13 protein-coding genes are annotated in these 15,418 nt (G+C 27.9%); 7 read left to right on the top strand and 6 right to left on the bottom strand.

What is annotated here, in order from left to right:
- Positions 1-56: 56 nt before the first annotated feature.
- From acnD to prpB, 3 genes are all read right to left on the bottom strand, one after another.
- Complete coding sequence (gene acnD / locus AMRN_RS12075) at positions 57-2,648, bottom strand: Fe/S-dependent 2-methylisocitrate dehydratase AcnD (protein WP_099310029.1); 2,592 nt, start codon at positions 2,646-2,648, stop codon at positions 57-59.
- A 90-nt stretch (positions 2,649-2,738) separates the two neighbouring features.
- Positions 2,739-3,887 (bottom strand): bifunctional 2-methylcitrate synthase/citrate synthase, encoded by a 1,149-nt coding sequence (prpC, locus tag AMRN_RS12070; protein WP_079577975.1) that lies wholly within the window; start codon positions 3,885-3,887, stop codon positions 2,739-2,741.
- Between the two features lie 36 nt (positions 3,888-3,923).
- Positions 3,924-4,808, bottom strand: coding sequence for a methylisocitrate lyase (gene prpB / locus AMRN_RS12065; RefSeq protein ID WP_079577974.1), 885 nt, complete (start codon positions 4,806-4,808; stop codon positions 3,924-3,926).
- Positions 4,809-4,989: 181 nt separating this feature from the next.
- On the opposite strand from prpB, the gene AMRN_RS12060 reads away from it, so the two are divergent.
- Entirely contained in the window at positions 4,990-5,967 is a 978-nt protein-coding gene (locus tag AMRN_RS12060; RefSeq protein ID WP_079577973.1) for a hypothetical protein, read from the top strand.
- Positions 5,967-6,596 carry a LysE family translocator gene (locus AMRN_RS12055; RefSeq protein WP_099310028.1) on the top strand — a complete coding sequence of 210 codons (630 nt, stop codon included), beginning with the start codon at positions 5,967-5,969 and terminating at the stop codon, positions 6,594-6,596. The genes AMRN_RS12060 and AMRN_RS12055 overlap by 1 nt, the downstream gene beginning before the upstream one ends.
- A 332-nt stretch (positions 6,597-6,928) precedes the next feature.
- Here the strand turns inward: AMRN_RS12055 and AMRN_RS12050 are convergent, their stop codons facing one another.
- The 3 genes from AMRN_RS12050 to AMRN_RS12040 form a co-directional block, all read right to left on the bottom strand.
- Positions 6,929-7,288: a VOC family protein gene (locus tag AMRN_RS12050; protein ID WP_099312592.1), complete on the bottom strand. Its 360-nt coding sequence runs from the start codon at positions 7,286-7,288 to the stop codon at positions 6,929-6,931.
- Between the two features lie 317 nt (positions 7,289-7,605).
- Positions 7,606-8,529, bottom strand: coding sequence for an HNH endonuclease family protein (locus AMRN_RS12045; RefSeq protein WP_099312784.1), 924 nt, complete (start codon positions 8,527-8,529; stop codon positions 7,606-7,608).
- Positions 8,516-10,270 carry an AAA family ATPase gene (locus tag AMRN_RS12040; protein ID WP_118897452.1) on the bottom strand — a complete coding sequence of 585 codons (1,755 nt, stop codon included), beginning with the start codon at positions 10,268-10,270 and terminating at the stop codon, positions 8,516-8,518. The genes AMRN_RS12045 and AMRN_RS12040 overlap by 14 nt, the downstream gene beginning before the upstream one ends.
- Before the next feature lie 130 nt (positions 10,271-10,400).
- On the opposite strand from AMRN_RS12040, the gene recQ reads away from it, so the two are divergent.
- From recQ to AMRN_RS12015, 5 genes are all read left to right on the top strand, one after another.
- The gene (recQ, locus tag AMRN_RS12035; RefSeq protein WP_099310854.1) at positions 10,401-12,509 is read left to right on the top strand and encodes a DNA helicase RecQ; all 2,109 of its coding nucleotides are present in this window, start codon (positions 10,401-10,403) and stop codon (positions 12,507-12,509) included.
- A complete protein-coding gene (locus tag AMRN_RS12030) occupies positions 12,506-13,369 on the top strand; it encodes a thymidylate synthase (protein ID WP_099310853.1) in 864 nt (287 codons plus the stop codon). The genes recQ and AMRN_RS12030 overlap by 4 nt, the downstream gene beginning before the upstream one ends.
- The gene (locus AMRN_RS12025) at positions 13,369-13,872 is read left to right on the top strand and encodes a dihydrofolate reductase (RefSeq protein ID WP_099310852.1); all 504 of its coding nucleotides are present in this window, start codon (positions 13,369-13,371) and stop codon (positions 13,870-13,872) included. The genes AMRN_RS12030 and AMRN_RS12025 overlap by 1 nt, the downstream gene beginning before the upstream one ends.
- Positions 13,873-13,881: 9 nt before the next feature.
- Positions 13,882-14,451, top strand: coding sequence for a TetR/AcrR family transcriptional regulator (locus tag AMRN_RS12020; RefSeq protein WP_099310851.1), 570 nt, complete (start codon positions 13,882-13,884; stop codon positions 14,449-14,451).
- Positions 14,452-14,522: 71 nt separating this feature from the next.
- Complete coding sequence (locus AMRN_RS12015) at positions 14,523-15,416, top strand: DMT family transporter (protein ID WP_099310850.1); 894 nt, start codon at positions 14,523-14,525, stop codon at positions 15,414-15,416.
- Positions 15,417-15,418: the final 2 nt, after the last annotated feature.

Raw genomic sequence — 15,418 nt, 5'->3', positions numbered from 1 at the left:
GAACAATATTCACACTAAAAAAGATAAATTAAAGGGAATAAACCCTTTAATTTTTCTTATTTGTTTGCAACAACTTCTTTTGCAAATTTTTGTAAAATTCCACCAGCTTTATAAACTTCAACTTCTGCAGTTGTATCTAATCTGCAAGTTACTGGAATATCTATCTTTTCCCCATTTTCTCTTGTCATAACTACTGTTAAGTCACATCTTGGAGTTATCTTACCAATTACTTCATAAGTTTCACTTCCATCGATATTATATGTGTGTCTTGTGTCCCCATCTTTAAATTGAAGTGGTAATACACCCATACCAACTAAGTTAGTTCTGTGAATTCTTTCAATTGATTCAGCTATAAGTACTTCAACACCTGCAAGTCTTACACCTTTTGCTGCCCAATCTCTTGAACTCCCTTGACCATAGTTAGTTCCAGCAATAATAATAAGACCTTGACCTCTTTGTCTATATGTCTCAATTGCTTCCCACATTCTTGATTCAGTACCCTCAGGCATAACTTTTGTCAAAGAACCTTGTTTTACATTTCCATCTTTATCTTTTACCATTTCATTAAATAGTTTTGGATTTGCCAATGTTGCTCTTGAAGCTGTATGGTGATCCCCTCTATGTGTTGCATATGAGTTTAAATCTTCTACTGGTAATCCCATTTTTAAACAATATTCCCCTGAAGCAGAATCTGGTAAGATTGCATTTGAAGGAGAAAGGTGATCTGTTGTAATATTGTCAGGGAATACTCCTAAAGGTCTTAAATCTTTAAGTGCAGGCATTCCCATAAACTCATCTTCCCAATATGGTGGTTTTTGAATATATGTAGAGTTTGGATTCCAGCTATAAAATGGCTCAACTTTAATAGCACTCAAACCATCTCTATTGAACATTGGCTCATAAATATCATTGAACATTTGAGGTTTTACACATGATTTTTCAACTGAATCAATCTCTTCATCTGATGGCCATAAATCTTTTAATGTAATATCATTTCCGTCTTTATCTTTTCCTAATGAATCATTTTCAATATCAAATCTAATTGAACCTGCTAATGCATAAGCAATTACAAGTGCTGGACTTGCTAAAAATGCCTCTTTTACATAAGGGTGAATTCTTCCATCAAAGTTTCTATTTCCAGATAATACAGCAGTTGAATAAATATCTCTATCTATAACTTCTTGTTGGATTTTTGGATCAAGTGCTCCACTCATACCATTACAAGTAGTACATGCAAAACCAACTACACCAAATCCAAGTTTTTCCATCTCACTTAATAATCCTGCTTCTTTTAAGTAAACTTCAATTACTTTTGAACCAGGTGCTAATGAAGATTTAACCCATGGTTTTCTTGTAAGTCCAAGCTCATTTGCTTTTTTAGCTAATAATCCTGCAGCGATAACATTTCTTGGATTTGAAGTATTTGTACATGAAGTAATAGCAGCAATTAAAATTGCACCATCTGGCATCTTATCACCTTCTTGTACAAAATCTTTTACAATACCTTCTTCTTTTAAAGTTGTTGTAGGCACTAGTTTATGAGGTTTAGATGGCCCTGCTAAACTTCTAGTAACTTTTGATAAATCAAATTCAATAGTTCTTGCATATGTAGCATTTTCTAATTGACTTGCCCATAAACCATTTGCTTTTGCATACGCTTCTACAAGTTCAACTTGTTTTTGCTCACGTCCTGTTACTTTTAAATAATCAATAGTTTGTTCATCAATAGCAAACATACCTGCACTTGCACCATATTCAGGAGTCATATTAGCTATTGTTGCTCTATCTCCTAAATTAAGATATTTGATTCCATCACCAAAGAACTCTAAGTATGCAGAAATTACATCATTTTCTCTTAAAAATGAAGTCATAGCAAGGGCAATATCAGTTGCAGTTATACCAGGTGCTCTTTTTCCTGTTATTTTAACTCCAACAATATCAGGAACTCTCATATAAGATGGATTTCCAAGCATTACATTTTCAGCTTCTAAACCACCAACACCAACAGCAATTACACCAAGTGCATCAACATGAGGAGTATGTGAATCAGTTCCAACTAAAGTATCAGGACTTGCAATCCCCTCATTTAAATGAACAACTGGAGACATTTTTTCTAAGTTAATTTGGTGCATGATACCATTTCCAGGAGGAATAACATCTACATTATTAAAAGCTTCTTTTGTCCAGTTTATAAAGTGAAATCTATCTGCATTTCTTCTATCTTCAATATCTCTATTTTTTTGGAATGCATCTGGATCAAATCCACCACATTCAACTGCTAATGAGTGGTCAACGATTAGTTGAGTAGGTACAACTGGATTAACTTTATCTGGATCTCCTCCATCTCTTGCTACTGCTTCTCTAAGACCTGCTAAGTCAACAAAAGCAGTTAAACCTAAAATATCATGGCAGATAACTCTACTTGGATACCAAGGAAAATCTTTATCAGTTCTTTTTTCGATTAATTGAATAAGTGAATCTTCTAATTTTTCACTTGGGCATTTTCTAATTAAGTTTTCTGCTAATACTCTTGATGTGTAGTTTAGTTTTTCAAATGAACCAGGAGTAATCTCTTCAACAGCAGTTTTTACATCATAATATTTAACATCTAATTTATCTAATTGTTTAAGATATTTTTCATTTGTCATTTTATATCCATTTAGTTTGTATTTAAAAGGATAAGTTTTACTTACCCTTTTAGTATTTTTAAGTAGTGCACCATATAAGGTACTAAAGTTTTATCTCTCTTCTAAAGGAACGAATTTTAAATTTTCAGGACCAGTATAGTTAGCTGATGGTCTAATAATCTTTCCATCTTCTCTTTGTTCAATTACGTGTGCTCCCCATCCTGTAACTCTTGAGATTACAAAAATTGGTGTAAACATATCTGTTGGAATTCCCATTTGATTATATGAAACTGCTGAGAACCAGTCAAGATTTGGGAACATTTTCTTTTGTTCCCACATAATTGTTTCAATTCTTTCAGCTACATCATACATAAGCATGTCATTATTTTCTTCAGATAAATCTTTTGCAACTTTTTTGATAACAACATTTCTTGGGTCACTTGTAGTATATACAGGATGTCCAAATCCTATGATGATTTCTTTTCTTGCCATTCTTTCTTTGATGTCTTTTTCTGCTTCATCAGCAGAACTATATCTTTCTTGAATTCTAAAGGCAACTTCGTTTGCTCCACCATGTTTTGGACCTCTTAATGCACCAATTGATCCAGTTATACATGAGAACATATCTGAATTTGTTCCAGAAATTACTCTTGATGTAAATGTAGAAGCATTAAATTCATGTTCAGCATATAAAATCAAAGATACATGCATAGCTTTAACCCAAGATTCACTTGGTTTCTCACCATGTAATAAGTGTAAAAAGTGTCCACCAATAGTATCATCATCTGTTACAACATCAATTCTTTTTCCATTGAATGCATAGTGATACCAATATGTAAGCATAGAACCAAATGAAGCCATTAGTTTGTCAACGATATTTTGTGCTTCATCTTTTGGATGAGCTTCATCTTCTGACATAATTGCACCAAGAACTGAACAACCTGTTCTCATTACATCCATTGGATGAGAAGTTTTTGGTAATTGTTCTAATGCAACTTTAACACCATCTGGTAAATCTCTCATACCTCTTAATTTTTCTTTATAAGCTTTTAACTCTTCTTTATTTGGTAGTTTTTCATGTACAATTAAATGTGCAATTTCTTCAAATTCAGCTTTATCAGCAAACTCTAAAATATCATAACCTCTATAATGCAAATCATTACCAGTAACACCAACTGTACAAATAGCTGTATTTCCAGCAGCAGTACCTGAAAGTGCAACAGATTTTTTTGGTTTAAATCCTGTAGTTGTAGTACTCATAATTTTCCCTTTTCTATTTGATTTTTTTAATTTATTTTAGTTTGATTTGCTTTTTGCAAAAAGTTCATCCATTTTTTGTTCATACTCGTGGTAACCTAACATATCATAAAGTTCCATTCTTGTTTGCATTGTATCAAGAACACTTTCTTGTGTCCCTTTTTCTCTTAGTTCTTGATATACATTTAGCGCAGCTTTATTCATAGCTCTAAATGCTGATAATGGATAAAGTACCATATCAATACCAACTGAACCTAACTCATCAGTTGTAAACATTGGAGTTGCACCAAATTCTGTAATATTTGCTAATACAGGAATATCAATAGCGCTAGTAAACTCTTTATACTCTTTTAAAGTGTGAATTGCTTCTGCAAATATTGCATCAGCTCCAGCTTCAACATAAGCTTTTGCTCTAGTTATTGCAGCTTCTTGACCTTCACTTGCATGAGCATCAGTTCTTGCAATAATATAAAAATCAGGATCTAAATCTTTTTTAGCATCCACAGCAGCTCTTATTCTATCGCACATCTCTTCTATTGAAACTAACTCTTTATTTGGTCTATGTCCACATCTTTTAGCAGCAACTTGATCTTCTATATGAAGTCCAGCAGCTCCAGCTCTAATGAACTCTTTAACAGTTCTTGCAACATTAAAAGCATGTCCCCAACCAGTATCTGCATCAACAATTAATGGAGTATCACAAATTGATGTTACTCTTCTAATATCAATACATACATCCTCAATCATTGTCATACCTAAATCTGGTAAACCATATGATGCATTTGCAATTCCACCACCTGATAAATAAATAGCTTTAAATCCTACTTTTGTAGCTTGTAAAGCTTGGTAAGCATTAATTGTTCCTACAATTTGTAAAGGAGTTTCTTCCTTAAGTGCTTCTCTAAATTTTTTCCCTGCGCTCATAATAAAAGTTCCTTCATATTAAATTTATAAAACTATTATACACCATTCAAGAAACAAAAGATTGTATAATTATTGTATAGCAAAACTCAACTTTCTTGCGTAATAGTATATTATGTACAAAATTTGTTTTTATGTTTAAAAGTAGTACAATATGTGATAAAAATTGTTTAAGGATTTTAGTATGTCATATAAAACAGGAATAGAAAAAATTATTGAAATATATAAAAGATCTCATTTAAGTATATCAAAATTTTCATCATTAATTCAAAAAGATAGAAGAACTGTAACATCTTGGGTTGATGGATTAACAGACGTTGAACCAAATGATGAAGTTAAGAAAAAAATCTGTTCTCTTTTTAGGTACCCTGATTATATATGGGAAGATGGCTGTATGGATGAAGAATTTTTAAAATCAATTACTCAAATACCACAAAAAGAGGTTCGAATAATAGATGAAGATTATCAAGGTAGATTAAAATATATAATGGACATCGAAAAAAATAGAAGATTTGTAATCCAAGGACAATTTCCTGGACCTATGTATAGAGATACAGCAGTTCAAAGAGTATATAGAACAAGAACAGATAAAAACATAGAAGAGCTTAAACAAAATAGAATTGATCAAATGCTTAGATATGATTATGATACAACTGAGTGGTATTCAATCAAATCAATACTTAGTTTTTGTTATGCTGAAATTGGTAATTTCTTTACAAAAGAAGAAAAAATAAAAATATTAGAATTGATTTATGAACTTTTTAACAATAACTATAATAAAAAATTGTTTCTTTTTGACTCATTTTCAAGAAAAATTTATGGAATGGAAACTACATATATCTCTATAAATGTAAAACAAAAAATCTTATTTTTTAAATCACCAATTGAATCAGTTTTTATTGAAATTAGAAATAAAAACTTAGTAGAAAGAATGCATAGATATTACTCTTCACCAATTGAAGCGCCAAGTCATGTAAACTTTTTAGAATCAGTTAAAATTATTAAGATTTTACAAGATGCTTTAAAATATAATAACTCTTTAGCTCAAGCTTATGAAAATATAAATAGAACTACTGATTATGGAGAACTGTTTTTTAATAATCTATCTATAGATTTACAAAGACAAGTTAGTGCTCCAAAACAAGGACAAAGAAGAAATTAATGCAATATTTAGACCAATTTTTATTAATAGCAGTTGCACATATAATAGCACTTATGTCTCCTGGACCTGATTTTGCAATTATATTAAAACAAAGTATTACCCATGGAAGAGAAAAATCTTTATGGACTAGCTTTGGAATTAGTATAGGAATTTTGGTACATGTAAGTTATACAGTATTAGGAATAGGTTTGATTATTTCAAAGTCTATAATTATTTATACTATTATAAAATACTTAGCAGCTTTATATTTAATATACTTAGGAATTAAAGCTTTAAAATCAAACTCTTTTAAACTAGACAAGTTTGAAAAAGGTAAAACACAAAAAGAGATAACAAAATTTAAAGCATTTAGTATAGGATTTTTTACAAATGCACTAAATCCAAAAGCAACACTATTTTTTTTATCTTTATTTACTGTTATTGTGGATATAAATACTCCTTTATATATCCAAGGTTTTTATGCAATCTTTTTTGTAATATCTACTTTTTTATGGTTTGGTTTTTTATCATTTGTTTTAACAGGGAAAAAAGTAAGAGGTTTTTTTAACTCTTTTGGAAAGATATTTGATAAAGTAATAGGAGTGATATTAATTGCTTTAGGTATAAAAGTAGCGATGAGTGAAATGTGATAAGTAATCTATATTTTTCTCTTGAAGAACTTATTCTTCGTTTTCTTACTTTTTAATTGTAAAAAGTAAGACAAAAAGCAACCAGACAAGTTGATGAAGGCAAAGCTACCTTACAGTTATATATTTATTTTTGCCCTGCAAAACTCGCTAAAGAGTGCATTTAGCACTCTTTTTTACGCTCAAACAGTTTCGGGCTTTACCAAAATAAATATATAACTTCCAGCTTCATCAAAGTCTGGGAAGAAGAGAGTTTGAGCTATCATATGTAAATTTACAAAAGTGAAGAGTTAAGGTTTAGATATTGTTTAAAGAACAAATGTTCTATAAACAATTTATAATATTTTTTTACTAGGTCGCTTAGTTGCTAATTCAAGAATATAGCATGGAAAACCATCTGGATCTCTTACTCCAAATACTTTTCCAAAAGGAACCTCTTGTATTGCTAGACAAATTTCAGCTTTTTGTGAAAGAAAATCAAACACATTATCTATATCATTTACAAGCCAATATATTTCTTGTTTTGTTTCTGCACCCATTGGTTCATCTGTAGCAATAGCAAAAGTATCAAACTGTATATAATTTGGATGTTCTCTTTGGATATCAAGATTCATAGTTTCAACATAAAATTTTTTTGCTATATTTATATCTTTTACATACTCAACAACAAAGCCAAATTTTGGTTTTTCATTCATTTTAACTCCATAATATAAATTTGTATTATTATATTAAAATTTATTTAGTAAGTAAAAAAATATGGCAATATGCAATATTAATATCATACCTTTTAGCTTTCTTACTTTTTAATTGTAAAAAGTAAGACAAAAAGCAACCAGACAAGTTGATGAAGGCAAAGCTACCTTACAGTTATATATTTATTTTTGCCCTGCACAAAACTCGCTAAAGAGTGCATTTGGCACTCTTTTTTACGCTCAAACAGTTTCGGGCTTTACCAAAACAAATATTTAACTTCCAGCTTCATCAAAGTCTGGGGAGAAGAGAATTTAAGCTATCATATCAAGTCCAATTCCTCACTAATATCTTTTATAAGTTTTGAAAGAGGTCGTTTGTGCAAATCTTCATCTTTTTTATAATTACCAAGTAAATATCTATAAATCTCATCTTCACTAAAGTCAAAACCTTTTAATTCTTCTATATAGCTTTTTGGATAATAAGCTTTTTTTATCAAAAGCTCTAGAACAATATCTTTATGTTGTTTGTATAACTCTTTTAGTTTAAATGTTTCTATATTTTTATTTGTTGATACAAAATCTATTTCAAAACTATCATAATTGTATTTTTCTTTTTCTATATTAAAGAAATCAATATCATTTGGTATGTAAGTTAGTTTAAAATCATTTTCTTTTATTTCATATGGATTAAGTAAGTCTAAATTTACTTTATCTTTTTTTGTATGGTTACAAATAGAACAACTTGGTATAAGATTATAAAAACTCATTGCTAAAAAAGGATAAATTGACTTTGGATAAAAGTGGTCTATCTCTGGTCTTAACTTTCCATTTTTTTCATCTACTACAAAAGTATAATTTCTATTACAATAAGGACAAGATTTTAAATCCAAATCTTGAACAAATTTATATGCCCCATATTCTGTTCTTTTTGTCCAATTGACATACTCTTTTTCAAAAATATCTTTTCTTAGTATTTTATATATTCTTTTCCAGTTTTTTTCTTTTGTATTTATTTTTCCAATACTATTAGGAAAATTGTTTTTAAAATATTTTATAAATTCTTTCATTTTAGAGTTATTAGCTTCTAAAATATCTTTTAAATTATCTTTTATATAACTTAAACACTCTTTTTCTTTTTGCTCTAGATTTTTCATCAATTGTTTTTCAATAGACTTTTTTATTGATTTAGATATTTCTTTGATATGCGTATCAAAAAGTGTTTTATTAAATTTAATTTGAAGCATTTTTTAATCTTTTTATTTCATTTTCTAATTCTTTTATTTTTGCTTCATTACATTTTGGAAATTTAATTTCATACATTTTTAAAAGCTTTTCTTTTAAAAACTCTTCTCCAATAAACTCAATAATAGGTTTTAAATTTTTTTCAAAAAAGTTATTTTGTATTTTTAATGGAGGTAAAATTTTAACTTCTAAATCGATAAATTTATTTTCCTCACTTAAAAATTTTAATATTTTTGAAATTTTATTTTTTGCAAATTCACCCATAAGTCCATCTTTCATAAAAAAGCCATGTGAAAGTAATGTATGAATATTTGCTCCAAATGGATTTATATTAATAAACTTACTTACATTTAGACAATTTCCTTTTTCTAGTTTTTCAATATTAATTGAAGGATATTTGTCTTTTGTATTTTCATCTACTTTATCTAAAAATATTATATTTTTTTTTGGTAAGTCTGAAAGTAAAAAAGGTGAATGTGTAACAAAAATAAAATGAATGTGATTAAATTCAAACAATTGTAATAAACTATTTATATATTGTTTTTGCCATTGTGGATGTAAAAATAATTCTATTTCATCTAATAATATAATTTTATTACCTTCTTGAAATTTAGAATATATTTCTAAGTTTGATAGGAATAAGTTTTTTTCCCCTTCGCTAAAGCTGTTAAAAGATACTTCTCTATTATCGAAAAAATCAAAATTTAAGAGCTCTTTAAATTTATTAATTATTTCAATTTTTACATTAGATAATTGTATGTTTTTATAAAGATAGTTTTGTTCTAAATCAAAATAATCTTTACAGTCATTATAAAAAGTTTGATATCTTTGTTTGATAAATTTACTTTCAACTAATTCATCTAAAAAATCCTCTATAGAATTTATTCTTCTGACATTTCTAAAAAGATAATATATTCTTTGGTCTTTTATAAAATTTGTAAAAGGATTAATAGGTTTCTTTGAATTATTTTTTAAAGATATCAGTAAATTTATTAAATAATCTAAAAAATCTTTATAAAATTCATTCTGTTTTAATTTTGTTCTTAATGTTTTTTGTTGAATTTCATCATAAATTTCTGGGCTTTCTATATATTCATATTCATCACACAAAAAATTTATGTAAGTTTCATTATTAAAGTTTTCATTTATCAAGTTTAACACAAAAATATTTATTTTTAATAATTCTTTTTTTTGAATATTTTTGTTTTTTATATTTTTTAAAAGTTCTTCAATAATTTGTGATTTTTTTTCTTTATTTTCTGTGATTAAAATTGATTTTGGATTAAAATAAATATTTTCTACTTTTTCAAATATTGAAACAAAAAATTTAAATATATTATTTATATCATAACTTTTAGCATTTATTATTGTATTTTTAAAATTATAATTATTATTTGTAAAATAAAATTTATTAAGAGTGTTAAAGTTTGTAGGAGACATTTTCAAGTTAGATTTATAATACCTTATATTGTTTTCTATATATAAAAATAAAAAAGAATTTTTATTTTTAATATCTATAGATGTATTTATAAAGTCTATTAAAGAAGTCTTTCCAGTTCCATTCTCACCAACTATTGCAGTGAGGTTTATATTCTCAGGAAAAATACTTACATACTCTTTGTTTTCATCAATAGTTAATTCATTTGTTTTTTCATCATACTCACACTTAAATCTAGGAGAAAAGTTAAAACCTTGTTTTTTTATATTTTTATACTCTTCTACCCATAAATAAACCAATTCCATCATAACTCTTTAAATATAATTTTTTAAATATATTACAAGAATATTATTTAAAAGTTGAAATCTCTTATCATCTTCTTTATTCTCACAATCTTTCATACACCCATAACCCAAGCTATGATAAAATCTTCAAATGAATAATAAACACAAAATACTAAAAGATATATTTGGTCATGAATACTTTAGAAGTTTCCAAGAAGAAGTTGTAGATAGTATTATCCAAAAAAAAGATGTTTTAACTATCTTGCCAACTGGTGGCGGTAAGTCACTTTGCTATCAATTACCAACTTTGCTTATGGATGGAGTAACAGTAGTAATCTCTCCACTTATTGCACTTATGCAAGACCAAATAAAAGCACTAAATGATTTAAATATAAAAGCAGAGATGATAAGCTCTTCTCAAACAAATGATGAAAATAGTTTTACAATGCAAAAGCTTTTAGAAGGTAAACTAAAATTTATCTATGTAGCACCTGAAAGATTTACTTCAAATGAGTTTGTAGGAGTATTACAGCGAATCAATATTAACTATTTTGTTATAGATGAAGCCCATTGTGTAAGTGCTTGGGGACATGAGTTTAGAGCAGAGTATAGAAATCTTGATAAGCTAAAAAGATTTTTCCCAGATACTTGTATTGCTGCATTTACTGCAACTGCAACTAAAAAAGTAGAAGCTGATATTGCTTCAAGTTTAAAACTCAATGATGCTAAACATTTTCGTGCTAAAACACATAGAAACAATCTTGATATAAAAGTAGAACCACGAATTACAAATGGTAGAAAGCAAATACTAAATTTTCTTAAAACTCACAAAGGCTTATGTGGAATTATTTATACTTTTACAAGAAAAGAAGCAGAATCAACAGCGCAGTTTTTGTGTGAAAATGGCTACTCTTCAAAGGCATATCATGCTGGATTAAACCCAAGTATTAAAGATGAGGTTTATGATGATTTTGTATATGAAAAGATTGATATTGTAGTAGCTACTATTGCTTTTGGTATGGGTATTGATAAGTCAAATATTAGATTTGTAATACATACAAGTTTACCTAAAACCTTAGAGAACTATTATCAAGAAATAGGTCGTGCAGGTCGTGATGGTGATATGTCTTATGTTTATTTACTTTATTCAAAAGCTGATGAGGTAAAAAGAAAAATACAAATAGAAGATGCAATTGATACAGGCTATAAACAAACTGGACTTGATAAACTTGAAGCTATGTATAGATATTGTGTATCAAATAATTGTCGCCATAAGATTATTGCTTCTTATTTTGAAGATGAGATTGATGATTGTAAAACTTTGTGTGATAACTGTACAAAAGGTGAGATTGAACAAGTTGATGTAAGTGTTGATGCACAAAAGTTTTTAAGTGCAGTTTATAGAAGCGAACAGCGTTTTGGAACAAATCATATTATTGATATTTTAAGAGGCTCAAAAAATCAAAAACTTCTTGAGTTTGGACATGACAGACTAAATGTTTATGGCTTGGGAAGTGATAAAAGTAAAAATGAATGGATAGCAATTGCTGATAAACTAATAGATATAAAAGCAGTTAACTTAGGTGAATTTAGAGTCTTAAAAATAAGTGGTTTAGGAATGCAAATCCTTAAAGGCAAAGAAAAACTTCTAATAGATAGTGATAAGTTAGGTATTGCCCAAAAATTTGAAGAAGAGAATACACAGTTAAGTTTTGATGAAAAGTTATATGAAAAGTTTAAAAGCTTAAGAAGAGAGTTAGCACAAGAGCATGAAGTACCAGCTTATGTTATATTTGGAGATAAAACTTTAAAAGAGTTAGCTTCAAAACTACCTCTTACAAAAGAAGATATGCTTGATATAAATGGCGTTGGTCTTGTAAAATATGAAAAATATGGCAAGAATTTTTTAAGCTTATGTAAAAGTATAAAAGAAGAGTTTGGTGAAAAGTTAGAAGATAAAATTCCTTTAAAAAAACTTACAAAAACATACTTAGAAACTTTTGAATTAATACAAGATGAAAAAACAGTAGAAGAAATATCACAAATTAGAGATTTAGCAATAACTTCTATTCTTTCTCATATCTCACTTTTATTTGAACATGGTAAAATATCAAAAGAGAAAAAAGCACAACTTTTAGAACCTTTAACTATTCCAAGTGAAATTCAAAGATGGATTCAAACTGGATTAGAGCATGAAAGTTTAAAAGAATTAAGAAAATACTTGTATTTATATGAGTATTTAAATAAGGAAAACAATTGAAACAGTATTTAGATTTATTACAACATATTTTAGATAATGGAATAAAAAAAGAAGATAGAACTGGAACTGGTACAAGTTCTGTTTTTGGATATCAAATGAGATTTGATTTAAGTGAAGGCTTTCCTTTAGTTACTACAAAAAAGACACATTTAAAAGCAATTATTAGTGAGCTTTTATGGTTTATTGAAGGAAGTACAGATGAAAGAAGACTTGCAGAAATTCATTTTGATGACAAAAGAGAAAATCTAATAGATAAAAAAACAGTATGGACTGCAAATGCCAATAAACAAGGTAAAGATTTAGGTTATATAAATACTGATACCATAAAAGAGTTAGGCCCAGTTTACGGAAGTCAATGGAGAAGTTGGGAAGGTGCAAATGGTAAAAAAGTTGATCAACTTGCAGATGTAATTAATCAAATTAAAACAAACCCAGATAGTAGAAGAATCATTTTAAATGCATGGAATGCAGCAGAAATTGAGAATATGGCATTACCACCTTGCCATACTTTTTTTCAGTTTTATGTAGCTAATAATAAACTATCTTGTCAGTTATATCAAAGAAGTGCAGATGTATTTTTAGGTGTTCCTTTTAATATCGCTTCATATGCACTTTTAACTATGATGATAGCTCAAGTTTGTAAGTTAGAAGTAGGGGATTTTGTACATACTTTTGGTGATGTACATATTTATTCAAATCATATGGAACAAGTAAAACTACAACTTACAAGAACGCCATATGAAAAACCAACAATGAAAATAAATAAAGATATAGAAAATATAAATGATTTTAAAATGAGTGATTTTGAACTTGTAAATTACAAGTGTCATGAAGCAATTAAAGGGGAGATGGCAGTATAATGAAAATTTCAATGATAGTTGCATATGGTAAAAATTGGGAGATTGGTTTAGACAATAAAATGCTTTGGCATATCTCAGAGGATTTTAAAAACTTTAAAAAGATTACTTCAGGACATCATCTTTTAATGGGAAGAAAAACTTTTGAAAGTATTGGAAAACCTCTTCCAAATAGAACTTCATTAGTATTAAGTAAAACTGGCTTTAGCCATGAGGGTGTACATGCTTTTAGTGAAGTTCAAGATGCTTTTGATTTTGCAAGAGCAAATGGTGAAGAAGAACTTTTTATAATAGGTGGAGCAAATATCTATGAAACACTATTTCCTTACGTTGATAAAATGTATTTAAGCGAGGTTGACTTTGAAGGTAAAGCAGATGCTTATCTTAAAGAGATTGATTTTTCTTCTTGGGATTTAATTGAGCAAAAAGATTATGAAGCTATTTTAGAAGAAGATAGAATTAAAAGCCCAGCTTGGAGTTTTAAAGTCTATACAAAAAAAGATTAAGAATTTAGTATGAATACCACAAGAGAAAAACTTCTAACAGTAGCCTTTGATGAGATATATCATAATGGCTACTCTGCAACTTCTGTTGATAAGATTTTAAAAAAAGCAAATATGAACAAAGGAAGTATGTATCACTTTTTTAAGTCTAAAAAAGAGTTAGCTCTTGCTGTTATAAATGAAAAAGTAAATGCTTATATTGATGATAAGTATTGTGTATTATTAGATTATGAAGAAAATATCTGTGATGAGATGATGCAGATGATAAAAAAAAGAGATAACTTTGATTTTACATCTGGATGTAAACTAAATAATCTTATGCAAGAATTATCTCCTATTGACAAGGATTTTAAAGTAGCTTTAGAGATTGTTTATAAAAAATTTGAAAATATTTTTGAAAAAGTATTAGATAAAGCAATAGCAAAAAATGAAATCTCTCACAATGACACAAAAGCACTCTCTATGTATATAGTAGCTTCAATTGAAGGGTGTATAGGCACTGCAAAGAAGTCTCAAGATGCAAGTTGTTTTACAACTTGTATTTCTCAACTAGAACTTTTTTTAAACACACTTAAAAAATAAATTTTAAAAATCTTGACTAATCAGTCAAGACTTTGCTATACTTTTATTTGACTAAATAGTCAAGGAGAAAAATGTTTTTAAAATTAAAATCTTTTATAGTACCACTAGCTTTTATTACTCTTTCTGGTGCTGGTTTTGTATTTATTCAAATGGGTTTAACTTATGCAAGTAGTATGGCTTTTTTAGAGTTGAGATATTTATTTGCATTTATTGTATTGCTATTTGTTGTATTTGTATTTAAATTAAAATTTCCAAATAGCTTAATCGAAATATTTCATATTGGTATTGCTGGAATCTTATCTGTAGGAGTTTTTTCTATTGCATGTTTTAATTCAATTGATTATGGCTTATCACCTGCTTTTTGTTTATTGATTATCTCTTTACAGCCTATTGTTGTTTCATTTCTTGCAATGAGATTTTTAGGTGAATCTGTAAGTATTAAAGCATGGTTTGGATTATTATTTGGATTAGTTGGAGTAATTCTTGTATTGGGATTTGATAGTGAAATTAACAAAAACGAATTAATTGGTTTTTTATTTGCTGTATTAGGATTACTAGGTATGAGTTTTGGAAGTCTTTATCAAAAAAAATATTGCTCAAATATGAATTTGATTACAGGTGGAGTTATTCAGACTTTTGTTTCTGCAATTGTTGTATTGCCTTTATTATATTTTGAAGATATAAGGGTTTCATTTAATGGAGAATTTATAATTGCTTTATTTTATATGTCTGTGATTGCTAGTATTGGAGTTATGTCTTTGTTATATTATATGATTAGACATGGTGAAGTATCAAAAGTATCTTCATTATTTTATTTATTACCAGTAGTTTCAGTTCTTGTAGCTTATTTTGTTTTAGATAATAAAATAGAGTCAAATGTATTTATAGGAATTATTATTGTTCTTATTTCAATGGGATTAATAAACAAAAATTATTCTAAAAAACTTGTAATAAAGAAAGCTTAATT

Origin of the sequence: Malaciobacter marinus (assembly GCF_003544855.1) — a bacterium.
Classification (GTDB): domain Bacteria; phylum Campylobacterota; class Campylobacteria; order Campylobacterales; family Arcobacteraceae; genus Malaciobacter; species Malaciobacter marinus.
Note: the sequence above shows the minus strand (reverse complement) of the source record. Positions and strands in the feature narration are given on the sequence as shown.